This is a genomic window from Achromobacter sp. SD115 (assembly GCF_017355315.1).
Classification (GTDB): domain Bacteria; phylum Pseudomonadota; class Gammaproteobacteria; order Burkholderiales; family Burkholderiaceae_B; genus Achromobacter; species Achromobacter xylosoxidans_B.
In genome coordinates, this window is sequence record NZ_JADIJM010000002.1 from 409,588 (window position 1) to 433,921 (window position 24,334).

24 protein-coding genes are annotated in these 24,334 nt (G+C 66.6%); 9 read left to right on the plus strand and 15 right to left on the minus strand.

Going from position 1 to position 24,334, the window contains the following annotated elements:
• Positions 1–83: 83 nt before the first annotated feature.
• Positions 84–761 (minus strand): ABC transporter ATP-binding protein, encoded by a 678-nt coding sequence (locus IPU70_RS04155; protein ID WP_054454006.1) that lies wholly within the window; start codon positions 759–761, stop codon positions 84–86.
• Between IPU70_RS04155 and IPU70_RS04160 the strand changes: the two genes are divergently transcribed.
• Positions 760–1,407, plus strand: a complete 648-nt coding sequence (locus IPU70_RS04160; protein ID WP_207465161.1) for an arylesterase — start codon at positions 760–762, stop codon at positions 1,405–1,407. The two genes, IPU70_RS04155 and IPU70_RS04160, sit on opposite strands and share 2 nt — an antisense overlap.
• 11 nt (positions 1,408–1,418) lie before the next feature.
• Here the strand turns inward: IPU70_RS04160 and IPU70_RS04165 are convergent, their stop codons facing one another.
• Complete coding sequence (locus IPU70_RS04165; RefSeq protein WP_207465163.1) at positions 1,419–3,380, minus strand: SurA N-terminal domain-containing protein; 1,962 nt, start codon at positions 3,378–3,380, stop codon at positions 1,419–1,421.
• 344 nt (positions 3,381–3,724) lie between these two features.
• Between IPU70_RS04165 and IPU70_RS04170 the strand changes: the two genes are divergently transcribed.
• The 3 genes from IPU70_RS04170 to IPU70_RS04180 all read left to right on the plus strand — a co-directional run bounded on the left by IPU70_RS04170 (position 3,725) and on the right by IPU70_RS04180 (position 6,778).
• Positions 3,725–5,017, plus strand: coding sequence for a M20/M25/M40 family metallo-hydrolase (locus tag IPU70_RS04170; protein ID WP_207465165.1), 1,293 nt, complete (start codon positions 3,725–3,727; stop codon positions 5,015–5,017).
• 108 nt (positions 5,018–5,125) lie between these two features.
• Positions 5,126–5,875, plus strand: a complete 750-nt coding sequence (gene ugpQ / locus IPU70_RS04175) for a glycerophosphodiester phosphodiesterase (protein WP_207465167.1) — start codon at positions 5,126–5,128, stop codon at positions 5,873–5,875.
• 12 nt (positions 5,876–5,887) lie between these two features.
• A complete protein-coding gene (locus tag IPU70_RS04180; protein ID WP_013394037.1) occupies positions 5,888–6,778 on the plus strand; it encodes a 23S rRNA (adenine(2030)-N(6))-methyltransferase RlmJ in 891 nt (296 codons plus the stop codon).
• Positions 6,779–6,860: 82 nt separating this feature from the next.
• Here IPU70_RS04180 and IPU70_RS04185 read toward each other — a convergent pair whose 3' ends face one another.
• From IPU70_RS04185 to IPU70_RS04195, 3 genes are all read right to left on the minus strand, one after another.
• On the minus strand, positions 6,861–8,297 hold the full coding sequence (locus IPU70_RS04185; protein ID WP_207465170.1) for a dihydrolipoyl dehydrogenase: 1,437 nt from the start codon (positions 8,295–8,297) through the stop codon (positions 6,861–6,863).
• Positions 8,298–8,519: 222 nt separating this feature from the next.
• Entirely contained in the window at positions 8,520–9,248 is a 729-nt protein-coding gene (locus IPU70_RS04190; protein WP_207465172.1) for a glutathione peroxidase, read from the minus strand.
• A gap of 176 nt (positions 9,249–9,424) precedes the next feature.
• The gene (locus tag IPU70_RS04195; protein WP_207465174.1) at positions 9,425–9,625 is read right to left on the minus strand and encodes a heavy-metal-associated domain-containing protein; all 201 of its coding nucleotides are present in this window, start codon (positions 9,623–9,625) and stop codon (positions 9,425–9,427) included.
• Positions 9,626–9,749: 124 nt separating this feature from the next.
• On the opposite strand from IPU70_RS04195, the gene cueR reads away from it, so the two are divergent.
• Entirely contained in the window at positions 9,750–10,142 is a 393-nt protein-coding gene (gene cueR / locus IPU70_RS04200; protein ID WP_173148154.1) for a Cu(I)-responsive transcriptional regulator, read from the plus strand.
• Between the two features lie 28 nt (positions 10,143–10,170).
• Here the strand turns inward: cueR and rlmD are convergent, their stop codons facing one another.
• From rlmD to surE, 9 genes are all read right to left on the minus strand, one after another.
• The gene (rlmD, locus tag IPU70_RS04205; protein WP_207465176.1) at positions 10,171–11,658 is read right to left on the minus strand and encodes a 23S rRNA (uracil(1939)-C(5))-methyltransferase RlmD; all 1,488 of its coding nucleotides are present in this window, start codon (positions 11,656–11,658) and stop codon (positions 10,171–10,173) included.
• Positions 11,659–11,760: 102 nt separating this feature from the next.
• A complete protein-coding gene (locus tag IPU70_RS04210) occupies positions 11,761–12,945 on the minus strand; it encodes an MFS transporter (RefSeq protein WP_207465178.1) in 1,185 nt (394 codons plus the stop codon).
• A 119-nt stretch (positions 12,946–13,064) separates the two neighbouring features.
• Positions 13,065–13,985 carry a LysR substrate-binding domain-containing protein gene (locus IPU70_RS04215; protein ID WP_207465180.1) on the minus strand — a complete coding sequence of 307 codons (921 nt, stop codon included), beginning with the start codon at positions 13,983–13,985 and terminating at the stop codon, positions 13,065–13,067.
• Between the two features lie 144 nt (positions 13,986–14,129).
• Positions 14,130–14,882, minus strand: a complete 753-nt coding sequence (locus IPU70_RS04220; RefSeq protein ID WP_207465182.1) for a TorF family putative porin — start codon at positions 14,880–14,882, stop codon at positions 14,130–14,132.
• A gap of 355 nt (positions 14,883–15,237) precedes the next feature.
• Entirely contained in the window at positions 15,238–15,843 is a 606-nt protein-coding gene (locus IPU70_RS04225) for a hypothetical protein (RefSeq protein ID WP_207465184.1), read from the minus strand.
• 181 nt (positions 15,844–16,024) lie between these two features.
• On the minus strand, positions 16,025–16,804 hold the full coding sequence (locus IPU70_RS04230; RefSeq protein ID WP_207465186.1) for a 3'-5' exonuclease: 780 nt from the start codon (positions 16,802–16,804) through the stop codon (positions 16,025–16,027).
• Positions 16,801–17,655: a peptidoglycan DD-metalloendopeptidase family protein gene (locus tag IPU70_RS04235; protein WP_013394048.1), complete on the minus strand. Its 855-nt coding sequence runs from the start codon at positions 17,653–17,655 to the stop codon at positions 16,801–16,803. Before IPU70_RS04235 ends, IPU70_RS04230 begins: the two co-directional genes overlap by 4 nt.
• A 17-nt stretch (positions 17,656–17,672) precedes the next feature.
• On the minus strand, positions 17,673–18,497 hold the full coding sequence (locus IPU70_RS04240) for a protein-L-isoaspartate(D-aspartate) O-methyltransferase (protein ID WP_013394049.1): 825 nt from the start codon (positions 18,495–18,497) through the stop codon (positions 17,673–17,675).
• Positions 18,482–19,240 (minus strand): 5'/3'-nucleotidase SurE, encoded by a 759-nt coding sequence (gene surE, locus IPU70_RS04245; RefSeq protein WP_013394050.1) that lies wholly within the window; start codon positions 19,238–19,240, stop codon positions 18,482–18,484. Before surE ends, IPU70_RS04240 begins: the two co-directional genes overlap by 16 nt.
• Positions 19,241–19,428: 188 nt before the next feature.
• Between surE and plsY the strand changes: the two genes are divergently transcribed.
• Positions 19,429–20,070: a glycerol-3-phosphate 1-O-acyltransferase PlsY gene (plsY, locus tag IPU70_RS04250; protein ID WP_013394051.1), complete on the plus strand. Its 642-nt coding sequence runs from the start codon at positions 19,429–19,431 to the stop codon at positions 20,068–20,070.
• 47 nt (positions 20,071–20,117) lie between these two features.
• Here plsY and tsaD read toward each other — a convergent pair whose 3' ends face one another.
• Positions 20,118–21,149, minus strand: coding sequence for a tRNA (adenosine(37)-N6)-threonylcarbamoyltransferase complex transferase subunit TsaD (tsaD, locus tag IPU70_RS04255; RefSeq protein WP_207465188.1), 1,032 nt, complete (start codon positions 21,147–21,149; stop codon positions 20,118–20,120).
• Between the two features lie 110 nt (positions 21,150–21,259).
• On the opposite strand from tsaD, the gene IPU70_RS04260 reads away from it, so the two are divergent.
• The 3 genes from IPU70_RS04260 (at position 21,260) to IPU70_RS04270 (ending at position 24,318) form a co-directional block, all read left to right on the plus strand.
• A complete protein-coding gene (locus tag IPU70_RS04260) occupies positions 21,260–22,552 on the plus strand; it encodes an NCS2 family permease (protein WP_207465190.1) in 1,293 nt (430 codons plus the stop codon).
• Between the two features lie 208 nt (positions 22,553–22,760).
• Positions 22,761–23,777: an LLM class flavin-dependent oxidoreductase gene (locus IPU70_RS04265; RefSeq protein ID WP_207465192.1), complete on the plus strand. Its 1,017-nt coding sequence runs from the start codon at positions 22,761–22,763 to the stop codon at positions 23,775–23,777.
• A 166-nt stretch (positions 23,778–23,943) separates the two neighbouring features.
• Positions 23,944–24,318, plus strand: a complete 375-nt coding sequence (locus IPU70_RS04270; RefSeq protein ID WP_013394055.1) for a co-chaperone YbbN — start codon at positions 23,944–23,946, stop codon at positions 24,316–24,318.
• Positions 24,319–24,334: the final 16 nt, after the last annotated feature.

Sequence of the window (24,334 nt, forward strand, 5' to 3'; positions counted from 1 at the left end):
CCCCAAGCCGCACCCCTTGGGGGCTAACTGCACCCCGAGGGGGCCGGCCCACTTCGGGGCGGTCCGGCGGTGGACCCGGCGCCTCAGGCGCCGTTGACCATCCGCCCCGCAGCCAGCACCAACTGGCGCCCGCAACGGGCCGCCAGCTGCGGATCATGGGTCACCAGCACCAGCGTGGTGCCGTGTTCCCGGTGCAGGTCGAACATCAGGTCGATGACCGTCACGCCCGTGGCGGCGTCCAGGCTGCCGGTGGGTTCATCCGCGAACAGCAAATCCGGCTGCACCACGAAGGCGCGCGCCAGCGACACGCGTTGCTGTTCGCCGCCCGACAGGGTGCGCGGGTAATGATGCAGGCGCTTGCCTAGCCCCACCCGCTCCAGCATGGCCTGCGCCGCGTCGCGGGCGGATTGCCCGGCCAGTTCCAGCGGCAGCATCACGTTTTCCAGCGCCGTCAGGTTGGGCAGCAGCTGGAACGACTGGAACACGAATCCCACATGATTGGCGCGCAGGCGCGCGCGGCCGTCCTCGTCCAGCGAGAACAAATCCTGTCCCGCCAGGCGCACGCTGCCCGCGCTGGGAACATCCAGGCCCGCCAGCAGTCCCAACAGAGTCGACTTGCCCGAACCCGAACTGCCGGTAATGGCCACGGCGCTGCCCGCCTCGACCGTAAAATCAATACCTTCCAGGATGGAGAGCGTGCCGCCGGCATCGGCCACCTGCTTGCCCAGCCCTTTCACCTCGATCGAATTCTTGTTATCCATGCGCCTATTTTCCCGTCTGCTACTCATGACCGCCGTGGCGACCGCCATCATGGCACCCGCCCACGCTCAGACCGCATCCGCGGCCCAGGGTTCCGCCCCGCGCACCGTATTGGTCCTGGGCGACAGCCTGTCGGCCGAATACGGCATCAAGCGCGGCACCGGCTGGGTGCCGCTGCTCTCGGCCCGCGTAGCGGAACAATACCCCAAGTACCAGGTCGTCAACGCCAGCATCAGCGGCGACACGACCAGCGGCGGCGTGGCCCGCCTGCCTGCCCTGCTGCGCCAGCATGCGCCGGCGGTGGTAGTGCTGGAGCTGGGCTCGAACGACGCCCTGCGCGGCCTGCCCCTGAACATGACCGAGCAGAACCTGCGCACCATGGCCCAGACCGCCCGCAAGGCCGACGCCGAAGTCCTGATCGTCGGCATGCAGATCCCGCCCAATTACGGCCGGGACTACACCCAGCGATTCGCCCAGGTGTTCCCCACGGTCGCCAAAGACGAAAACGCCCGGCTCGTGCCCTTCCTAATGGAAGGTATCGCAACGAACCGGGCGATGTTCCAGGCCGACGGCATCCATCCGAACGAGGATGCCCAGCCTCTTTTGCTGGACAACGTGTGGCCGACGCTGCGGCCACTGTTGAACTGATTCCGGGCTGATCAGCCGGCTGCCGGCTGCTCGCCGCGGATGACCGCGGCGGCGGCGGGCAGCACCTGCACCTTGTATTCTTCGCGCAGCATGCGCACCAAGGCTTCGTTCTCGGCCTGGCCCCAGGCGCCCGACAACTGCTGCGCCAGGCGTTCCTTGTCGGCCGGATCGACCGTGCCGGCCTCGACCTTCTCCAGGCGTGCCAGCGTGTAGTCCGCACCCGATTGCACGCCGGCGTAGGCCGGCAGCGTGGTGGCGGGCAGACGCATGACGGCATCCAGCACCGGGCGCGGCAGATCCTTGGGATCCTGGCGCGACACGATTACCGGGGCGCCAAAGCCTTCAGGCGTGGCGGCGGGGTTGGCCTGGTCGGCGGCCAGCGCGGCCTCGCCGGCCTTCTTGGCGGCTTCGGCCGAGCGCTCGTCGAGCAGCTTGGCGCGGATGATCTCCGACACCTTGTCCAGCGGCGGCACATGGGCCGGCTCGACCGCGGCGACGCGCAGGGCCAGCATGGTATCGGGCGACAGCTCGATCACGCCGGAGTTCTGCTTTTCACGCAGCACGTCGGGCGAGAACAGCACCTGGCGCACGCGCGGGTTGTCCAGCAGCGCGGCGTCGGGGCTGGCGGCAGCCGAACCCGGGCCGGCCTTGTCGGCAGGCAGCAGGCCTTCGCGGGTCACGCCGGAGGCGGTACGCAGCTTCAGGCCGACGGTGTCGGCGGCGGGCTGCAGGCTGTCGCGCTGGTCGTAGACCTGCTTGTTCAGCTGGCTGGCCATTTCCGAGAAGCGCACGGCGGCGAGCTGCTTGCGGACTTCAGCGGTGATCTGGTCCTTGACCTCGGCCAGCGGCTTGATGGCGGCGGGCTGGATCTCGGTGACCTTGACGACGTGCAGGCCGGACGGGGTTTCGATCACGCCGGACACCTGGTCCTTGGCCTGGCCGAAAATGGCCTTTTCCAGCGGGCCGGTCAGCATGCCCGGAGCCAGCCAGCCCAGATCGCCGCCATTGGCGGCCGAACCCGCGTCCTGCGAGTTCTTGCGCGCCAGTTCGGCGAACTGCGCCGGATCGGCGGCGGCCTGCTTGGCCAGATCCTCGGCCTTGGCGCGGGCGGCCTTGCGGGCGTCTTCCGAGGCGCCGGGGGCCAGGTTGATCATGATGTGGCTGGCGCGGCGGCGTTCGGGCTGGCCGAAGCGGTTCTTGTTCTGCTCGTAGTAGGAGGCCAGGTCCTCGTCCTTGACCTGCACGCCTTGCGTGGCGGCGGCCTCGTCCAGCACCAGGTACTGGACCTGGACCTGTTCGGGAATCTGCAGCTGCTGCTTGTTGGCGTCGTACCAGGCCTGGATGTCGGCCGGGGTGGCGCTGACCTGCGAGCGGAAATCGGCGGCGGCGAAGCGGCGCAACTGCACCGTGCGCTGCTGCGTCAATGCCGTTTCCAGCGACGCCACGACCTCGCCGGGCGCGCGGGCCGACTGGCCGACGGGCTCCAGCACGCGCGCGACCGCCAGGTCGCGGCGCAGGCCGGCTTCGAACGAAGTCGGCGACATGCCTTGCGCGGCCAGCACCTGGCGGTAGCGCTCGGGCGAGAAGCGGCCATTGTCCTGAACTTCCGGAATCGCGGCGATGGTGTTGCGTAGCGTTTCGTCCGACACCGAGAAACGGTTGTCGACGGCGACGTTGGCCAGCAGGCGCTGATTGATCAGCTGATTGAGCAGGCCTTCGCGCAACGCCGGCGTGTCGATCACGGCCGGGTCGAACTGGGCGCCGAGGCGCTGGCGGAACTGCTCCAGCTGGTTGCGGTGCGCCTGGTCGAATTCGGCCCGCGTAACGGGCTGACCATTGACCGTGGCCAGTTCAGGCTCGGCGCGCATGAAGCTGTCATAGCCTTGAATACCGACCAGGAAGAAGGACGGCACAATCAGAAGCAGCAGGATGAACTGCATCCAGCGCCGATGGCTGCGAATAAATTCGAACATGGAATCCCTGTTGCCGCACTCCAGGCAGACGCCCGAAGCCGCAAGAAAACGCATAAAAAAAGGCGAAGTCGATTCGCCCTATTCCCATACCGGTCAATACCGGATCAGCGGGCGGATTTTAGCATTTCTCATTCGCCGCGCAGGCTAGGATTCTTCCGAATGGCGTCCGGGGCTGTCCCCTGGCTCCGGCGGCACGGAACCGGGGACCGAGTCAACCCGGGGAACCACCATTTCCAGGCCCTTGTGGCCCCCGTATCGTGGCCTGTCAGGGTAAGTCCCCACTACCCCGACGCCGCGCCTCCAAGGACGCGGCCCCCTCCACGCACGCTCAGAGGTACACACTGATGCCGTTCCCATCTCCCCGCCTGCCACTCCTGCGCACCTGCATCGCCCTGGCCTTCATAAGCGGCGCCCCCGCCGCGCTGGCCGCGCCCGTCGCCGCCGTCCACCAAGCCGCCCAAGCCCAGCAGCAAGCCATGCTGGACACCATGCGCGACCTGGTCGGCATCGAGTCGGGCAGCAAGGACGTCGAGGGCGTGGAGCGCATTGCCGTACTGATCCGGGACCGGCTCAAGGCGCTGGGCGGCACGGTGGAGATCATCCAGCCCACCGACGTCTTCCGCCTGGACGACACGCCGGAGAAGGTCGGCCCCATGGTCCATGCCGAGTTCAAGGGCCGGGGCCAGAAGAAGATCATGCTGATCGCCCACATGGACACCGTCTACCGCAACGGCATGCTCAAGGACCAGCCCTTCCGCGTCGACGGCGACAAGGCCTACGGCCTGGGCATTGCCGACGACAAGCATGGCGTCGCCGCCATCATCCATACCCTGACCCTGCTGCAGAAGCTGGGTTTCGAGGACTACGGCACCATTACCGTGCTGATCAACGGCGACGAGGAAATCAGCTCGCCCGGCGCGCGCAGCACCATCACCCGCCTGGGCGCCGATCAGGACGCGGTGTTCTCATTTGAGGGCGGCGGCGCCGAGGCGCGCCTGACGCTGGCCACCAGCGGCATCGGCGCGGCCTACCTGACCGTGCAGGGCAAAACCTCGCATGCCGGCGCGCGCCCGGAAGGCGGCGTCAATGCGCTCTATGAACTGGCGCACCAGCTGCTGCAACTGGACAAGCTGTCCAAGCCCGAGGAAGGACTGAAGCTGAACTGGACCGTGGCCCAGGCCGGCACCAACCGCAACGTCATCCCGGGCCAGGCCACCGCCCAGGCCGACGCCCGCGCATTGCGCGTCTCTGACTTCGACGCGCTGTCGCGCACGCTGGAAGAGCGCATACAGAAGAAACTGCTGCCCGAATCCAAGGTCAGCGTGAAATTCGAGGTGCGCCGCCCGCCGCTGGAAGCCACCCCGGCCTCGCGCGCCCTGGCCCAGCACGGCGTACAGATCTACAAGGAACTGGACCTGCCGATGAAAGTCGTGGATCGCGCCAGCGGCGGCGGCACCGATGCGGCGTTCGCCGCCCTGAAGGCGCGCGGCCCGGTGATCGAAGGCATGGGCCTGAGCGGTTTCGGCGCGCACTCCAACGACGCCGAGTACATCCAGATCAACAGCATCGTGCCGCGCCTGTACCTGGCGGCGCGGATGATCATGGACGTATCGCAGGACAAGGCGCCCATGAAGTAGGCCCATGGGCAGGCCGCGGCGTCCGCGCGCGCCGCGGCGGGTCGGGATCCAGCGTGCAGAAGGAGTATCCTTGCAACCCTGTACAAAAGAACCCGAAGCAACACCTAAATGAGCGCAAAACTCCCCTCCTGGCCCTACTCCCGTTACATCGCGCACCGCGGCGGCGGCCGTCTGGCCCCGGAGAACACCCTGGCCGCCATGCGCGTGGGCGCCGAGCACGGCTTCAAGATGTTCGAATACGACGTCAAGCTGAGCAGCGACAACGTGCTGGTGCTGATGCACGACGACAACGTGGACCGGACCTCCAACGGCCAGGGTCCGGCCGCCGCCAAGACCTACTCGGAGCTGGCCCAGCTGGACTTCGGCAGCTGGCATTCGGCCGCCTACGCCGGCGAGCCGCTGCCGACCTTCGCCGCCGTCGCCCGCTATACGGTGGCCAACGGCATCGCCAGCAACGTCGAGATCAAGCCCTGCCCGGGCCGCGAAGCCGAAACCGGCCGCGCCGTGGCGCTGGCCACGCGCCAGCTGTGGCAAGGCGCAGCCGAACCACCGCTGTTGTCCTCGTTCGCCGAAGAGGCGCTGCAGGCCGCAAGGGAAGCCGCCCCCGAACTGCCGCGCGCCTTGCTGGTGGAAAAGGTCCCCGCCGACTGGCGCGAGCGCCTGGTCAAATATGACTGCGTGGCCTTGAACATCAACCAGAAAGACGCAACCCGCGAGCTGATCGACGCCGTGCACGCCGCCGGCTACCGCATCGCGGCCTGGACCGTCAACGACCCCGAGCGCGCGCGGCTGCTGCTCGACTGGGGCATAGACGGCATTTTCACCGACGAGCTGGCCGCGATCCGGCCCGCCGCCTGAGGCAGAACGCCCGTGTTCAGTTACCGCCACGCCTTCCACGCCGGCAACCACGCCGACGTGCTTAAGCACGCCATCCTGATCCACACGCTGGATTACTTCAATAAAAAGGACGCGCCCTACTGGGTCGTCGACACCCACGCAGGCGCCGGGCTCTACAGCCTGGACAGCGACTGGGCGGCCAAGACTTCAGAGTTCGCCGACGGCATCGGCCGCCTGTGGGAAGCCGAAGACCTGCCGCCTATCCTGGCGGACTATGTCGCCCGGATCCGCGCCTACAACACCAACGGCCGCCTGCGGCGCTATCCCGGCTCGCCGTGGCTGGCGCTGGACGCGCTGCGCCCGTCGGACCGGCTGCGCCTGTTCGAGATGCACCCGACCGAAATCGACACGCTGGTCGCCAACCTGGAACACCAGGGCCGCGCCGCGCAGCGCCAGACCACCATCTACGGCGACGACGGTTTCGAAGGCGTCAAGGCCCTGCTGCCGCCGCCCACGCGCCGCGGCATGGTGCTGATCGATCCCTCGTACGAGGACAAGAACGACTACCGCCGCACGTTCGTCACCATCAAGGAATGCATCAAGCGCTTCGCCACCGGCACCTACGCCGTCTGGTACCCGCTGGTGCAACGCCGCGAGGCCAGCGAAATGGCGCGCCACCTGGAAAACCTGAAGGTCAAGAGCTGGCTGCACGCCACCCTGACCGTCAAGAAGGCCACCATCGACGGCTACGGCCTGCACGGCAGCGGCATGTTCCTGATCAACCCGCCCTGGACGCTGCATGACGCCCTGAAGCAGGCCATGCCTTATCTCGCGCGCACGCTGGGCCAGGATGAGCGGGCCGGCTTCACGCTGCAATTCCGCGAGAATCCGTTCCCGGTGCCGAAGAAGCAGTCGGACGACTGATTCCGCGCAGCACGCGAAAAAAAGGCCACGAATTCACTCGTGGCCTTTTTACTGCCGGGTCGCGCAATCGCTATTGCGGCGCTCAGGCTGCTTCGCTTTCCGGCTCTTCACGGCGCAGCGCCTCTTGCGCCCGGGCCAGCTTGGCCGCCGCGTCGCGCAGCGCGGTGCGCAGGCCCTCTTCGATCACGGGGTGATAGAACGGCATCTCCAGCATGCGCGCCACGGTCAGTTCCTGCTGCACCGCCCAGGCCAGCAGGTGGCCGATGTGCTCGGCGCTGGGGCCGACCATTTCGGCGCCCAGGAAACGGCCCGTCTCGATATCGGCGTAGACGTGCAGCATGCCGCGGTTCTTCAGCATGACGCGCGAACGGCCCTGGTCACTGAAGTCCACCTCGCCGGTCACGAAGGTACCCGGCACCAGCCGCGCATGCCCCTGGCCCGCCATGGCGATCTGCGGGTCCGAGAACACCACGGCCAGCGGCGCGCGGCGCAGGCCCTGGCGCACTTCCGGATAGCGGGCGGCGTTCTCGCCAGCGATGCGGCCTTCGTCGGCCGCTTCGTGCAACAGCGGCGCGTCGGCATTGGCGTCGCCGGCGATGAAGATGGGCGCGTCGCCCGCCTGCATGGTTGCGCGGTCAAACAGCGGCACGCCATGCTTGTCCAGTTGCAGCGAGGTGTTTTCCAGCCCCAGCCCGTCCACGTTGGCGCGGCGGCCGGTGGCCACCAGCGCATAGTCGAAGCGTTCGGTGCGTTCGGTATTGTCCAGCGCCACATAGCGGACTTCCACTTCATCGCCGACGCGAGTCGTCTCGAGCACGCGGGCGTCCGGATCCAGATAGAACTCGCGCTGGAAGATCTTGCGGGCGGTGTTGCGCACCTGCGGATCGCTGATGCCGGCCAGGCTGCCGCTGACGCCGAACACGCGCACTTCCACGCCCAGGCGCGCCAGCGCCTGGCCCAGTTCCAGCCCGATCACGCCTGGACCGAACACGGCCACGCGTCCCGGCAGATCATCCCAGGCGAACACGTCGTCGTTCAGCACCAGCCGGTCGCCCAGCGCGCGGAACGGCGGCGGCACCGCCGGGCGCGAGCCGGTCGCGATCACCACGCGGGACGCGCGCACTTCCGTGTGCTCGTCCACCTGCAGCACCGTGTCCGACACGAAGCGCGCATAGCCGCGCAACTTGTCTTCGGCGGGGATGCTTTCCACGCCTTCCAGCACAAAGCCCACGAAACGGTCGCGCTCGCGCTTGACGCGGTCCATCACCTCGACCCCGTCCACCGTGATCTCGCCCCCAACGTGCACGCCGAAGGGCTCGGTATGCGCGGCGCTGTGAGCCGCTTCGGCAGCGGCGATCAGCAGCTTGGACGGCATGCAGCCGACGCGGGCGCAGGTGGTGCCGTAGGGACCGCCTTCAATCAGCAGCGCGCGCTGGCCCGCGGCGCGGGCGGCGCGATAGGCGGCCAGGCCGGCCGTGCCGGCGCCGATGACGGCGATATCGGTATGCAGAGTTTTCATGACTGGGGATCCCCCGATGTGGCGTGGAGCAGGAATTCAGGAAGGCAGGTTCCGCCTTGTTGCGCACCCTCAGGACGTAGGCCGTCCCGCAGTGCCCGCCAGGGGCCGCGCGCAAAGGTGCGTAAAAAGGGAAACTGGCGAGGGTTGCGGCGGGCGGCGAACCGCCCCTCCGCCCTGCCCGGCCCCTGGGGCGAACCCAGGAACGGGGCAGGTTGCAGACGCTTAGGCGAAGTGCGCCTTCAGGTCTTCCAGGCCGCCGATCAGCGCGCCGTTGATGAACACCTGCGGAGCGGTGCCCTTACCGGAGACGGCGCCGATCACACGACCGCGGACCTTGTTTTCCAGCGGGATCTCGATCGGAGCGTAGCCCTTGGCATCCAGCAGCGCCTTGGCTTCCACGCAGAACGGGCAGCCCGGCTTGGAGAACACGACCACCTGGTCGGGCTTCTTGGCCGACGGAGCGAAGTGAGCCAGCATGGTGTCGGCGTCCGACACTTCAAACGGGTCGCCTTCCTTTTCCGGCTCGATGAACATCTTCTGGACCACGCCGTCCTTGACCAGCATGGAATAGCGCCAGCTGCGCTTGCCGAAGCCCAGGTCGCTCTTGTCGACCAGCATGCCCATGCCTTCGGTGAAGGCGCCGTTGCCGTCGGGCAGCAGCGTGATGTTGGCCGATTCCTGGTCCTTGGCCCATTCGTTCATGACGAAGGTGTCATTGACCGAGACGCAGACGATGCTGTCCACGCCGGCGGCGAAAAACGCGGGAGCCAGTTCGTTGTAGCGCGGCAGGTGGGTCGACGAGCAGGTCGGCGTGAAAGCGCCGGGCAGCGAAAAGACCACGACGGTCTTGTTCTTGAACAGGTCGTCGGACGTGACCTTCTTCCAGGTGTTGTCCTCACGGACCGGGAACGTTACGTTCGGAACACGTTGGCCTTCGCGGTTTTGCAGCATTCAAATCTCTCCTTGGGGTAGCGGGGTTGTTTGATTAACCACCATGGAAAGAATGATAAATCCTTGCTATCAATTATTCAAATTTAATAAATTCAATAGATCGATAGGTTTTAGCAATGAAGTAATAACTGATGCGAGACCGGACCTATCATAGCCCGGCCTCGAGCCTGGAGGAATTACACCGGCAGAGGCTCGTAGCCGGCGTCGCGGATCGCGTCTTCGATCTTGTCGGCGTCATCGGCGCCGGTCACCGTCACGCGGTGCGTCGGCAGGTCGATCGCGACCGTTGCGCCCGGCGCGGCCTGGTTCACCGCGGCCGTGATGGTCTTGGCGCAATGGCCGCAGGTCATGTCAGCCACTTGGAACTCGATGCTCATAGTTATCTCCATAGGATTCAAGGGTGATGGACATTGTTTCGTCCACCATGGAAAACAGCTTAAACCTTCCTATCATGGCAAGGTCAAGCGTAGAATCGGAGTCAGGCTACACAGGAGCAGAGCAATGAATATCGGAGAGGCATCCAAGAGTTCCGGCATTTCCGCCAAGATGATCCGCTACTACGAAAGCATCGGCCTCATCAGCCCCGCCGGGCGCACGGATTCTGGCTACCGCGTGTATAGCGACCACGATCTGCATACGCTGCACTTCGTGCGCCGCGCGCGCGACCTGGGCTTTTCGGTGGAACAGATGAATGAGCTGCTGGCGCTGTGGAAAGACCGCAGCCGCGCCAGCGCCGACGTCAAGCGCATCGCGCTGGAACACGTGCAGGAACTGGAACGCAAGGCCGAGGCGTTGCGCGACATGGCGGCCACCTTGAAGCATCTGGCCGAGCACTGCCAGGGCAATGAGCGGCCGGACTGCCCGATACTGGAAGGCCTGGGCTGCAAGCACTGAAGCGGCCCAGGCCCTTCCTGCTGCGGCGTCAGTCCTGCGCTTCGGCCGCGACCTTGGCGTGATAGGCGTCGGTGGCGGCCTGCTTGGCGGCCGCCTTCTCGGCGGCGGCCGCGGCCTTGGCCTCTTCCGCGGCGGCAGCTTCCGCCGCGGCCTGGATGGCGCGCTGGCGGGCGCGTTCCCGCACGACCTGGATGCCTTCGGCGTCCAGCGATTCGAACACCGCGATGGACTCCACATGGCCCGTGTGCGGGAACATGTTGATCACGCCCGCGCTCTTCAACAGATAACCGCCTTCATGCACCATGATGGCCGCATCGCGCGCCAGCGTGGCCGGGTTACAGGACACGTAGACAATGCGCACGGGACGCTCGTGCGCCTCCAGCAGCGACAGGGCCTGCGCCACCGCATGCGCGCCTTCGCGCGGCGGATCGATCAGCATGCGGTCGAAGTAACCCAGCCCGCGCAGCCAGTCCACGTCCACCTCGAACAGGTTCAGGGTGGCGAAGCTGGTGCGATCGCCCAGGCCATGGCGCGATGCCGCGTCGAAAGCGCGGTCGGTCAGCGCCTTGCTGCCTTCCACGCCCACGGCTTCCCTGCCCTGCGTCGCCAGCGGCAGCGTGAAGTTGCCCAGGCCGCAGAACAGATCGGCCACGCGGTCGGTAGTCTGCACTTCCAGCAGCTTCAGCGCGCGCGAGACCATGGCGCGGTTGATGGCGTGGTTGACCTGCGTGAAATCGGTGGGCCGGTACGGCATGCGCAGGCCGAACTCCGGCATGGTGTAGGCCAGCGTGTCGCCATGCTCGCGCTCCAGCGGATGCACGGTTTCCGGACCCTTGGACTGCAGCCACCACTGCACGTTGTGCTTGGCGGCGAAGGCGCGCAGGATGGCGATGTCGCCGTCGGTCAGCGGCAACAGATGGCGCAGGACCAGGGCGGTCACGCCCTCGCCCAGCGACACTTCGATCTGCGGCATGCGGTCCGGCGCCGACATGGAGCCGATCATTTCGCGCAAGGGGATCAGCAAGTCGCTGACGTGGCGCGGCAGCACATGGCATTCACGCATGTCGGCCACGTAGCTGCTCTTGCGTTCATGGAAGCCGACCAGCACCCCGCCCTTCTTCGGCACCACGCGCACCGACAAGCGGGCGCGGTAGCGGTAGCCCCAAGTCGGGCCTTGCAGCGGCGCCAGGATGCGCGCCGGGCGCAGCTTGCCGACGTGCCAGAAGGTGTCTTCCAGCGAACGCTGCTTGATGGCCACTTGCGTGCTGGGCTCCAGGTGCTGCATGGCACAGCCGCCACAGACGCCGAAGTGCGGGCAGCGTGGCGCCACCCGCTGCGACGAAGGCCGCAGCACCTCGTCCACGCGCGCAATCTCGTAGGACGGCTTGCGGCGCAACGTGACCGTGGTAACCCGTTCGCCCGGCAAGGCGCCTTCCACGAAGACGACCTTCCCGTCGCGGCGGGCGATACCCCTGGCTTCCAGGTCCAGGGACTCAATACTCAAAACGTCAGACATCTCACGCAGTCCAGAAGATTTACACGCAACCCGCTATTGTAGAAGGACTGGGGCCAATCCTGGAAATGGCGGTAGCGGGGCCGGAACGCGCCGCTGACGGCCCTAGCCCCTGGGCTGTCGGGCGATATCCCGAGCCTGCGTGCGCGGCCGCTGCAAGCGCAGCGCGGCCATGGCCGCCACGGCGGCAACCGCTCCCACGAGCGGCAGCCACGCCAGGCCGGCATGGACGATGGCCAGGCTGCCCAGCCCGCCGCCCACCGCGGTTCCAAGATTGAAGGAAGCGATGTTCAGGCCGGCCGCTACCGCCGTGGACTCGGGCACATGGCGCTGCGCCAGCTTCAGCAGCCGGAGCGTCAGCAAGGTGACGATGCAGAAGAACACCATGCCCAGCGCGCCGGCCAGCGCCACCACCGCCAGCCCGGAACCCCGCAACAGATATAGTCCCAGCAGGTTGACGGTCAACCCCGCGAGCGCATACAGCGCGGCGCGATCCCCGTCCATCGCGTCAGCCAGATAGCCGCCCAACAGATTGCCAGCAATCGAGCACAGGCCGAACAGCAGCATAGCCGCGCTGAGCCACCGCACATCCGCCCGCGTGACCTGTAGCAGATAGGGAGAGATGAAGGTGAAGAAACTGAACGTCGCCACACTGACCAAGGCGCCCACTCCGGCCGTCGCCAGCATGCGCGGATGCGCCAGCGCCTTCAAGCCAGCCCGCACGCCCGCCTGCGGCTTGCCCGGCCCGCGCACCGGCATGAAGCGCAGCAGGCCGATGACGCCGGCCAGCGCCAACGCGCCCACACCGGCGAAAATGGCACGCCACGACCAGATGCTGCCCAGGAATGTGCCTAACGGCACCCCCAGCGCCAAGGCCAACGTCAGGCCGATCCACACCACCGACAGCGCCCGCCCGGCCCGCGGCGCCGGCACCAGCCTGGCGGCCGCATCCGAAGCCACCGCCATGAACACCCCGTGCGCCAGTCCCACCAGAAAACGCACGCCCAGCAAGACCGGCAAAGTGGGCGACAGGCTCATCAGCACGCTGCCCGCGGCCAGCACGGCCATGGCTAGCGCCAGGATGCGGCGGTCCGTCCAGGGCGCGAGCAGCGCGGTCACCAGCGGTGCGCCTATGGCTGCCCCCAAGGCGTAGACCGCGATTGAGGCGCCCGCCGCCTCGATGCTGGCGCCAAGGCTTGCGGCCATGGCCGATATCAGGCCGGCCGCGACAAATTCGGAAAGACCGAATGCAAAAGTGCATATGGAAAAGACGTAGACGGCGACAGGCATGGCGATCCCGGACTCAAATGGAAAGGTCCGGCGCAAACCGCGAGGCGCTGTGAGGCGCTCGGCCGGATCCTGGGACTGAGCTTAGGGATGTGTCGCGGGTTCGTAAAATATCTTATTTATTAAAAAATAAGACTTTCAACGTCTGAAAAGGCCTGCTGCATGGTGCAGACCAGACGGTCGCGGGCGGGCGACGCCCGCTCCGGATTCCAGGCCATCAACAGGTCCAGATGCGTCAGCGCCATGGGCGCGTCGCTCTCGATGGCGCGAAAGACGACGTCGTCGCGCCGTTGCGCGGCCAGCGATCCTGGCAGCAGAGCGATACCGAAGCCCGCGGCCACCAGTGCAATCAGTGTCTGCAGTTGACGCGCCTCCTGCGCCACCATGGGCCGGAAGCCCGCGGTCTGGCATAGCTGGATCAGCTGGTCGTGCAGGCCCTGCCCCAAGCTTCTGGGCGACGCGACAAACGCTTCATCCTTGAGTTTGGCGAGTTCGATCGAAGGCTGGTAGGCCAGGGGATGGCCTGCCGGAAGGGCCACGCAGAGGGGTTCGCGCAGCAGGGCTTGAAAGCGCAGATCCGGCGTGCTGCCGCCCGGCGTGCGCAGGAATCCGATATCCGCAGTCCCGTTCTCCAGGGCCTCGACCTGCTCTCGCGTCGTGCCTTCGCGCAGGGTGAACGCTACTGCGGGGCACGTCAGCCGGAAATCACGCAAGGCCCGCAGCAACGAGGCATAGGGCGCGATGTTGATGAAGGTCATCGTCAAATGCCCGTCCATGCCCTGCGCCACCCGCCGGGTGCGCGCCACGCCTTCATCCAGCCCGTCCAGGATGCGCCGGGCCGTCTCGAGGAACGCCGCGCCTGCGGGCGTCAGCGCGACGCTGCGGTTGGTGCGCTCGAACAGCGTTGCGCCTATCTCGGCCTCCAGCCGCCGGATGGCCTGGCTCAGCGGCGGTTGCGCCATGTGCAGGCGCTGCGCGGCGCGGTTGAAGTGCAGGGTTTCGGCCACCGCGATGAATTGCCGCAATAGGCGTGTTTCTATCATTGGAACGCCTGAGGTTCTGATTCGACTCCCACAGTATATTTTTTATCTTGTCCGGCAAAAAAAGGCTTGCCGTAGACAGCGCGCCAACAGCTGTCCCACGGCAAGCCCAACGCCGGCGCTGTCAGGCGCCGCCACGGATAAAGGTCAGAAGGAACGCGCCACCGAGAACACCGCGCCCAGGCGCCCCGAGGGATGGCCGTACTTCGTGGGCAGCCAGTTGTCCTTGGTCGCGCCCACGGCCGCCAGGCCCAGGATCCAGCCCTTCAGGTCCTTGGTCACGCCGACCTTGTAATCGACGTAATGGCCGATGGAGTCGCCATCCATATTGGTCTGGTTCTTGAGCTTCTGGTAGCCCAGGTGGCCGACCAGGCCCCAGCCGTCGCCCAGGTCGAAGTTGGCCGTGCCGTCCAGGTACCAGGTGCCCTTGCTGTCGGGCGTGCTGAAGAAGTCGCTGGGCGTATAGGAGTACTTGAGGCTGTAGTTGCCATAGGACGCGCCCAGGTAGAGGTCGGTGTTGTTGTAGTTGCCACCCTTCGGCGAGCTGGAGCCCGGGTAGTAGTAGTGCAGCACGCCCGCGTCCAGCGTGAAGCCGCCGCCTACGTCGCCCTTCCAGCCGCCGTAGAAATCCATCTCCAGGTTGCCGTCGGTGAAAACGAAGTCCGAGACGTTGGAGTTCCAGTTGCCCAGATAAAAGCCGGAACTGTGGGTCAGGTCGAAGCCCAGCTGCACGGCGGGCCGGAAGTCGGTCTGCGAGTAGCCGCGAAAACGGTAGTCGCTGACGATGGCGGCGTTGCCGCTGAGCGAAAATCCGCCGCCCAGATCGGTGGGTTCGGCCTGTGCCGCCGCGGCGAAACAAGCGGCGAACGCAAGGGGCACGGCTAGCAACGTCTTCTTCATGGTGCGGAGTCCTGATCGGATTTGTCGAGTGGGGGGATGGCCGTAGCGCATCCACAGGACCGGCTGGGCAACATTTCGTACCGGTTCCCACTTCACCAAGCAATGTCCGTGCCAGGTCCGGCGCAAGCTGATTGCGGCGCGCATGCGCCGCGGCGCCGCCTGCCGCGCACCAGGACAGTGCAGACGCAGGTCTGTGCGCAGGCATTCATGCGTCAAAACGGGGAGTCCTCGCCCGCATGGTTCGGCGCCGCTGGCGGGCATGCCACAGGCAGTGTCCGCAAATGAAAAACCCCGGCACGCGACTGCGTGTCCGGGGTAGTACGACCGGGCCGGCCAGGAAGGCCGGCCGCGACGTTTAGTTGGCGGCGGGCTTGGCCGGTGCGGCGGCCGCGGGCGCTTCAGCCCTGCCCTTGCCATGGCGCCCTTCCATGCGGGCGTGGCGCTCCTGCATGCGGTCCTGGCGCTCCTTGACGAACTTGGTCACCTGGCCGCGCTGCGTGTCGTTCAGGCTGTCCCACACGGCGAGCCATTGGTCGCGCACCTGCTTGGCCTGGGGACCGAAGGCTTCACGCGATTTTTCGGACTGTTCAACCAGTGCGCGGGGATCCAGCTTGCCGCTGTCCAGTTGCGCCTTCAACAGGTCGTGGCGCTTGCCGCCGGAGGCGCGCATGGCTTCGTGCAGGCTGCGTTGGCCGTCCTGGGCGGTCTTGAACAAGGCCTGCTGTTTGTCGTCCAGCTTCAGCTCGGCGACCTGCGCCTTGGTCACGGGACCCAGGCCGGGAACGAAGAGGCCGTCGCGCATGCCTTTGTGGAAGCCGCCGCGCTGGCCATCGTGCATGGCGGCGGGACCGCCGTCAGCGGGAGGAGGAGGCGCAGCCATGGCGGAGCCGGCCACCATGCCGCCCGTCGCGGCGACAAATGCAAGAGCGGCCAAATTGGAGCGGATAGCGAATCGGGACATGTAGGTCTCCTGAAAGTGAAGAAAGCGAGGCCATTGTGCGATTGCCCCGGTTTCATCCAGGTTTCGTCCGCGCAAGCAATGTTTCAGTCGATTGCGCAGGCTTCAGACGCAAGAACGGGGCCGCGCGGACCCCGTTCCATCCTTGCTTGCCGGAAGACGGATCTTCCGGCCGCTCAGGCGTTCAGCTGGCGTCCCAGGCCGCCATGTATTCCTTCCAGTGCGGTGCGTCGCTGGCGCTGAGGGTGTCGCGCACCAGCGCAATTTCGGCCTCGTAGGACGTGCGGTCGAGTTCGCCGCGCAGGAAGCGGAACCGGCAATACACCAGCCAGGTGTTGACCACGTCGGTTTCGCAATAGGCCCGCACCTCGTCGGCGCGACCCTGGCTCCAGGCCTCCCACACCTTGCTGCCATCCATGCCCAGCTTGCCGGGAAAGCCGCAAAGCTTGGCCAGATCGTCCAGCGGCGCGTTGGCGCGGCCGTTGTACTTGGCCAGCAGGTCCATCAGGTCCAGGTGGCGGGAGTGGTAGCGCGAGATGTAGTTGTTGAACTTGAAATCGCGGTCTTCCTCGCCCATGTCCCAGTAGCGCGGCGCGGGCACGCCCTGGATCAGGCTGCGGTAATGCAGCACCGGCAGGTCGAAGCCCGAACCGTTCCAGCTCACCAGCTTGGGCGTGTAGCGCTCGATGGTCTTGAAGAAGCCCGCCAGCAAGGCGGCTTCGGGATCGTCGGGCTGGCCCAGGGTCTTGACGCGAAAACCCTGGTCATCGCGAAAGACGCAGCCCACCACCGCCACCTTGTGCAGATGCAACGGCAGGAAATCATGGCCCACGGCCTCGCGCCGCGCGGTCAGCGCGCGCTCGACCACTTCCTGGTCAGGCACCTCGGGTCCCCAGCCATTGAGCTTGCGCAGCCCGTCCGCATCGGGGATGGTTTCCAGGTCGAATACCAGGGTGGGCGTCATTTGGCAGGCAGGTACTGCATGGGGTCCACCGGCTGGCCTTGGCGGCGGATCTCGAAATGCAGGCGCGGCGAGGTGGTGTCGCTCTGGCCGAGTTCAGCGATCTTGGCGCCGCGCTTGACCGTCTGGCCTGTCTTCACCAGCACCGCGCGGTTATGCGCGTAAGCGGTGATGAAGCCGTTCTGGTGTTCGACGATGATCAGGTTGCCCAGGCCGCGCACGCCGTTGCCGCTGTACTTGACCAGGCCGTCCGCCGCGGCGGTGATGGGATCGCCCAAGGCGCCGGCGATGTCGATGCCCTTGCTGCTGTTGTTGAAGCCCTGCACGATCTGCCCGCTGGCAGGCCAGGCCCAATTGATGACGGCCGCATCGGCCGCGCGCGTGGCGGGCTTGGTTTCGACCGGCGCCGTGGGCGGCGGGGTGGTGGTCTCGGTAGTGGGCGGCGGCAGGGTTTCCGGCTGGTCCAGCGGACGCGGCTGCGGCTTGGTGCCTGCGACCGGCGCGGTCTGCGCCCCGCCGCTGGCGCCGCCGGACATCTTCAGGACCTGACCGACCGAGATCTGGTTGGGGTCGCTGAGGTTATTCCAGCGCTTGACGTTCTCGATGTCCACATTGTTGGCGCGGGCGATCTTGTACAGCGTGTCGCCCGGCTTCACTACATAGCTGCCGCCGGGTTGGGTCGCCGGCGCGGGTTGCCCGCCGGTCATGTCGACCACCGGGGCGCGAGTACCTTTCGAAGCGCAGCCCGCCAGAATGGACAGGCTGAGAGCCCCCGCGATGAAGAGCGGGCGGCGCAGGCGCGTCATGGACGCGCCCAGGGTGATATCGGTCAGTTGCAACTGCCCGTTGAGCATACGTTTCTCCTGTTTGCTCAAGATTGTATTCCGGCCCGTAGCGGCACAAAGCGCACGGCCTCTAATTCGGTGCGTTTCCAGCTGGCCGCGCCTGTGCGTTCGATGAGAACCAGGCGCTGGTTGGCGCCCCCTTCAGGAGCGATCAGGCGGCCACCCGGCGCGAGCTGAGACAGCAGCGCCTGCGGGATGGCAAGGCCAGCGGCAGCCACAACGATAGCATCGAACGGCGCCACGCCGGGCAGGCCCAGCATGCCGTCGCCGTAGATCAAACGGATCCTCGTGGTGAGCCGCAAGGCGCGCAGATGCTCGCGCGCCAACTCATACAGTCCGCGGATACGTTCGATGGTGTGGACCTCGCGCACGAACTGCGCGAGCACCGCTGCCTGGTAGCCGCAACCCGCGCCGACTTCCAGCACGCGGGTGGGCGTGCGGTCGTCGCAGGCAGCGGCGATCATGCGCGCCACCACCCAGGGTTGCGAAATGGTTTGCGAATGGCCGATGGGCAGCGCCGCGTCTTCGTAGGCGCGGCTGGCCAGCGCCTCGTCGACGAACAGATGGCGCGGCACGGCGCCCATGGCGTTGAGCACGCGTTCGTCGGTAATGCCCTGCGCCCGCAGGCGTTCCACCATGGCCTGGCGCAGGCGGTCGGAGTTCAGGCCCAGGTTGCTGCCGGAAGCTGGCGTCGGCGCCTGCGTCTGGCGTTGCAGCGTGGCCGCGGAAATGCGCGTATTGCTGTTGGCGGGCGTGACGCCCGGACTGAGTCGGCCCGAGTCGTAGCGCACCGGGCCGGTGCGCCCGGACACGGGCTGGCTCACATCCGGTTGGCTTACGCGTTTGCGCATAGCGGCTCCGCCCAGGTCCGGATCTCGTCGAGCTGGCTGTGCTGGGTCAGGTCCAGGCGCAGCGGCGTGACCGACACGGTGCCCTGCTCGACGGCATGGAAGTCCGTGCCCGGCGTGGCGTCGGCCGCCATGCCCACGGGCCCGATCCAGTAGACGGTATCGCCATACGGCGTGGTCGTGCGCACCACCGGCTGCGAGGGATGGCGCTTGCCCAGGCGCGTGACCGCGAAGCCGTGCATGTCTTCGAAGCGGCGGCTGGGAATGTTGACGTTCAGCAGCACCGGCGCGGCCAGCGGTTGGGCCAGGTGGCGCTCGACCACCAGGCGCGCGGCGCGCGCGGCGGAATCGATGTGCGCCCAGCCCTTCTCGGCCAGCGAGAACGCGATGGCGGGAATGCCGAACAGATAGCCTTCGCTGGCGGCGGCCACGGTGCCCGAATAGAGGGTGTCGTCGCCCATGTTGGCGCCGTTGTTGATGCCGGACACGACCAGGTCGGGCCGGGTATCCATAAGACCGGTGAGGGCCACGTGCACGCAGTCGGAGGGGGTGCCATTGACGGCGATGTAGCCGTTGGAGGCGGTGCGCACCGACAGCGGCCGGTTCAGCGTCAGCGAATTGGACGCGCCGCTATGGTTGGTCTCGGGCGCGACGACGGTGAGATCGCCCAGGCCCTGCAGCGCGTCAACCAGCGCCTCGAGCCCGGGGGCGGAGTAACCATCATCGTTCGAAACCAGAATTCGCATTGTGCATCCGAAAGAAAATAAAACGCGGGTGAACGCGTCGGATTGTACCGTCCGCGGCCGCCATCCGTGCGATCTGCTGGCAGACGGGCGCCGGCATCCCGCTCGATAACCCGTAGCCGGACCCGGCCCCGGGCGCGGTAGAATCCGCAGCCATTACGGTAACAACACAACAACAACGGACCCCTTTCATGGCGATAAACGACCCCTCCCTGGTCTTCAGCGCTGCGCTCATCCTGCTGGCCTACTTGATCGGCTCCGTGCCGTTCGCCGTGGTCGTCAGCAAGCTCATGGGCCTGCAGGACCCCCGCAGCTACGGCTCCAAGAACCCGGGCGCCACCAACGTGCTGCGCACCGGGAACAAGACCGCCGCCGCGCTGACGCTGCTGGGCGACGCCGCCAAGGGATGGTTCGCGATCTGGCTGGCCGAAAAACTGGCGCCCGGGATCTCCCCGATCGCGCTGGCGCTGGTGGCGCTGGCCGCCTTCCTGGGGCATCTGTACCCGATATTCCTGCGCTTCAAGGGCGGCAAGGGCGTGGCCACTGCCCTGGGCGTGCTGGTGGCGATCCAGCCCTGGCTGGCGGTCGCCACCGCCGCCACCTGGCTCATCGTCGCGGTGTTCTTCCGCTATTCGTCGCTGGCATCCCTGGTGGCAGCCTTTTTCGCCCCCGTGTACTACGTGTTCGGCTCGGGCCTGGCCTGGTATGCGCAGCCGCCCATGGGCGTCGCGCTGGCAATCATCGGCGTGCTGTTGTTCTACCGCCACCGCGCCAACATCACGCGCCTGGTGCAAGGCACGGAAAGCCGCATCGGCGGCGGCAAGAAGAAATAAGCAAGACGCGTATGTGACAGGGCGGCCCCAGGGCCGCCCTTTTCATTTCAGGCGATGTCGGCCAGGTCCCAGCGCGGCTTGACGGTAAAGCTGTGCGCATCGGGGTCCAGGGTCGCCAGGCCCGCCTTGACCCGCTCGGCGGCCGCAAAGGCGATCATGGCGCCGTTGTCGGTGCACAGTTCCAGCGGCGGGAAATAGGCGCGCGCCTTGAGCGGCTTGAGCGCAGCGTCCAGCTTGGCGCGCAGCAATTGATTGGCGCCCACGCCGCCGGCCACCACCAGACGCTTCAGGCCAGTCTGTTTCAGGGCTTTGATGGCCTTGGCTGCCAGCACTTCCACAATGGCGGCCTGCGTGGCCGCGGCCAGGTCGGCACGGGCCTGCTCATCCAGCCCACCAGCGGCCTCGGCTGCCTTGACGCGGGTCAGCACGGCCGTTTTCAGGCCACTGAAGCTGAAGTCCAGGTCGCCGCTGTGCAGCATGGGCCGCGGCAGCTCGAAACGCGCGGCGTCCCCGCTGGCGGCCAGCTTGGACAGCGCCGGCCCGCCCGGATAGCCCAGCCCCATCAGCTTGGCCGACTTGTCGAAGGCCTCGCCCGCCGCGTCGTCCAGCGTTTCGCCCAGCAATTCGTAGCGGCCCACGCCGTCCACCCGCATCAGCTGCGTATGCCCGCCGGAAACCAGCAGCGCCACGAAGGGGAATTCCGGCCGCGGATCCGCCAGCATCGGCGACAGTAGGTGGCCTTCGAGGTGATGGATGCCGATGGCGGGCAGATGGCGCGACCAGGCGAACGACTGCGCGACGCTGGCGCCCACCAGCAAGGCGCCGGCCAGGCCCGGCCCTGCCGTGTAGGCGACCGCGCCGATATCGGACATCTGCAGGCCGGCTTCTTCCAGGACCTGCCGCGTCAGCGGCACGACCCGGCGGATATGGTCGCGCGAGGCGAGTTCCGGCACCACGCCCCCGTATTCCTGGTGCATGGCGATCTGGGTATGCAGCGCGTGCGCCAGCAGACCGCGTTCGGTACAGACGGCTGCGACACCGGTTTCGTCGCAGGAGCTTTCAAAGCCGAGAATAATCATGGCGGCAGAGTTTACAACTGATGCGAAAATACGCCCGTTTATGAATAACCGGCGGGCAACCCGGCCCGCCTACAACAACCCGCAATCCTGCAAACACATTGGGGACTCGAATGCTCGAGAAGCTATTCAAGCTGCGTGAACACGGCACGACAGCGCGCACGGAACTGGTCGCCGGCCTGACGACTTTCCTGACGATGTCGTACATCATCTTCGTCAATCCGGACATCCTGTCGTCAACCGGCATGGACCGCGATGCCGTGTTCGTCGCCACCTGCCTGGCCGCCGCGCTGGGCTCGCTGGTGATGGCGCTGATCGCCAACTGGCCGATCGGCATGGCGCCGGGCATGGGCCTGAACGCCTTCTTCGCATTCACCGTGGTCAAGACCATGGGCTATACCTGGGAGCAGGCGCTGGGCGCCGTGTTCATCTCGGGCGTGATCTTCCTGTTCCTGACGTTCTCGGGCATCCGGGTCTGGCTGGTCAAGGGCATACCGCATTCGCTGCGCAGCGCCATCGCCGCGGGCATCGGGCTGTTCCTTGCCATTATCGCGCTATCCAGCGCCAACATCGTGGTCGCGCACCCGGCCACCAAGGTCACGCTGGGCGACCTGACCCAGCCCGGACCGCTGTTCGCCATCCTGGGCTTTTTCATCATCGCCGCACTCGACGCCCTGCGCGTGCGCGGCGCCATCCTGATCGGCATCATCGTGGTCACGCTGCTGTCGATGGTACTGGGCTACAACGAGTTCAAGGGCATCTTCGCCGCCCCGCCCAGCCTGGCGCCCACACTCATGAAGCTGGACATCCTGGGCGCGCTGCACAGCGGCTTCGTGCATGTGATCCTGGTGTTCGTGCTGGTCGAAGTGTTCGATGCCACCGGCACGCTGGTGGGCGTGGCCAAGCGCGCCGGCCTGGTGCCCGAGAACCGCCCCAACCGCTTGGGCCGCGCCTTGTTTGCGGACAGCACTGCCATTGTCGCGGGCTCGATGCTGGGCACCAGCAGCACCACCGCCTATGTGGAAAGCGCCTCCGGCGTGCAGGCTGGCGGCCGCACCGGCCTGACCGCGCTGGTCGTGGCGCTGCTGTTCCTGGCCGCGCTGTTCATCTCGCCGCTGGCCGGCGCCGTGCCGGCCTACGCCACCGCGCCCGCCCTGCTCTATGTAGCCGGCCTGATGATGCGCGAGCTGATCGACATCGACTGGAACGACGTCTGCGAAGCCACCCCGGCCGCGCTGACCGCGCTGGTCATGCCGTTCACGTACTCGATCGCCAACGGCATCGCCTTCGGCTTCATCAGCTACGTGGTGCTCAAGACCGCCACCGGCAAGATCCGCGACGTGCATCCCGCCACCTGGTTGGTCGCGGCGCTGTTCGTGATCCGCTACGCCTTCTTCCCAGGCTAGGCGCGGACGTAAGACCATCGGACAGAGCGGCTCAATCGCAGGGATAGCGGAATTCAATCAACCCGCCGCACCATAAGGTTGCTGGCGGGTCCGCTTGATTTCACCGATACACTCCCCATGTATAACGGCATATGGAGTCCGCCTTGCGCCTTACCCGCTTTGTTCCCGCCCTGTTGTCCTGTTCCGCCTCGAGCACGGAGGTGTCCGCATGAGCAGCCTGGCCCGCATCCCTTTGTCCGTATTGGACCTGGCCCCGATTGTGCAAGGCCGCGACGCGGCTGACGCCTTCCGCAACACGGTCGCGGTCGCGCAGCACGTGGAACGCCTGGGCTACAAACGTTTCTGGCTGGCGGAACACCACAACATCAACGGCGTGGCCAGCAGCGCCACGGCCGTGCTGATCGGCCACGTGGCTTCGCATACCAATACGCTGCGCGTGGGTTCGGGCGGCATCATGCTGCCCAACCATGCGCCGCTGATCATCGCAGAGCAGTTCGGCACCCTGGAAACGCTCTACCCCGGCCGCATTGACCTGGGCCTGGGCCGCGCCCCCGGCAGCGACGGCGCCACGCAGCACGCGCTGCGCCGCGGTCCTCGCAGCGGACTGGAGTTTCCGGCGCTGGTGGAAGAATTGCGCGGCTTCCTGGCGCCCTCGCGCCCCGGGCAACCGGTGCGCGCGATTCCCGGCGAAGGCCTGGACATTCCGATCTGGCTGCTGGGTTCCAGCGACTTCAGCGCGCGGCTTGCCGCGGAGCTGGGCCTGCCCTTCTCCTTCGCGGGACATTTCTCGCCCGAAGGCATGGCGGCCATGCGCCTCTACCGCCACCTGTTCAAGCCATCGGCAACGCTGGCCCGCCCCTACGCCATGATAGGCGTGCCCGTCGTGGCCGCCGAAACCGACGAAGCCGCAAGACGCCAGGCCACCACCCAGCAACTGAAGTTCCTGTCGCTGGTGCGCGGCAACCGGCTGCAGCTGCAGCCGCCCGTGGACAGCATGGACGGCCTGTGGAACGAATGGGAGCGCGAGGCTGTCCAACAAAGACTGGGCGCCGCCATCGTCGGCGGCCCCGATACCGTCCGGCGCGAGCTGGAAGCCCTGGTCGCCGAGACCGAGGCCGACGAAGTCATGATCGTCTCGGATTTCTACGATATCGCGGACCGCCTGCGCTCCTTCGAGATCGTCGCGTCGTTGAAAAACGGCGCCCCGACCACCACGGCGCCCTGAACGCCGCAGATTTCGCCCCCGGGCGCCAACCATTGCGATGCAGCAGCCACCCGCTCTACTATGACTCAAAGAGCAGAGAATACGCATCGCCCTATCGGGTCCGGGACGGGCACACCCCGGGCCTCCGACACCGCCTTTTGCGCCGCTCCCGCGGCAAGGATTCAAAATGAGTATTGTTGAACTCACCAAAGACAGCTTCCAGGAAGCCATCACCCCCGACGGCACCCTGATCGTTGATTTCTGGGCCCCCTGGTGCGGCCCGTGCCGCGGTTTCGCGCCGGTTTTCGAGCAGGCAGCCACCGAGCACCCCGACGTCACATTCGCCAAGGTCAACACCGATGTGGAACAGGAACTGGCCGGCGCCCTGGGCATCCGCTCGATCCCGACCCTGATGGTCTTCCGCGAGAAGGTCTTGCTGTTCTCGCAACCGGGCGCCCTGTCCGGCGGCCAGCTCAACGAGCTGCTGGCCAAGATCAAGGAAGTGGACATGGAAAAGGTCCACCAGGAAATCGCCGCGGCCCAGAATGGGCAGGACGCCTGAGCCGGCACGGATGATG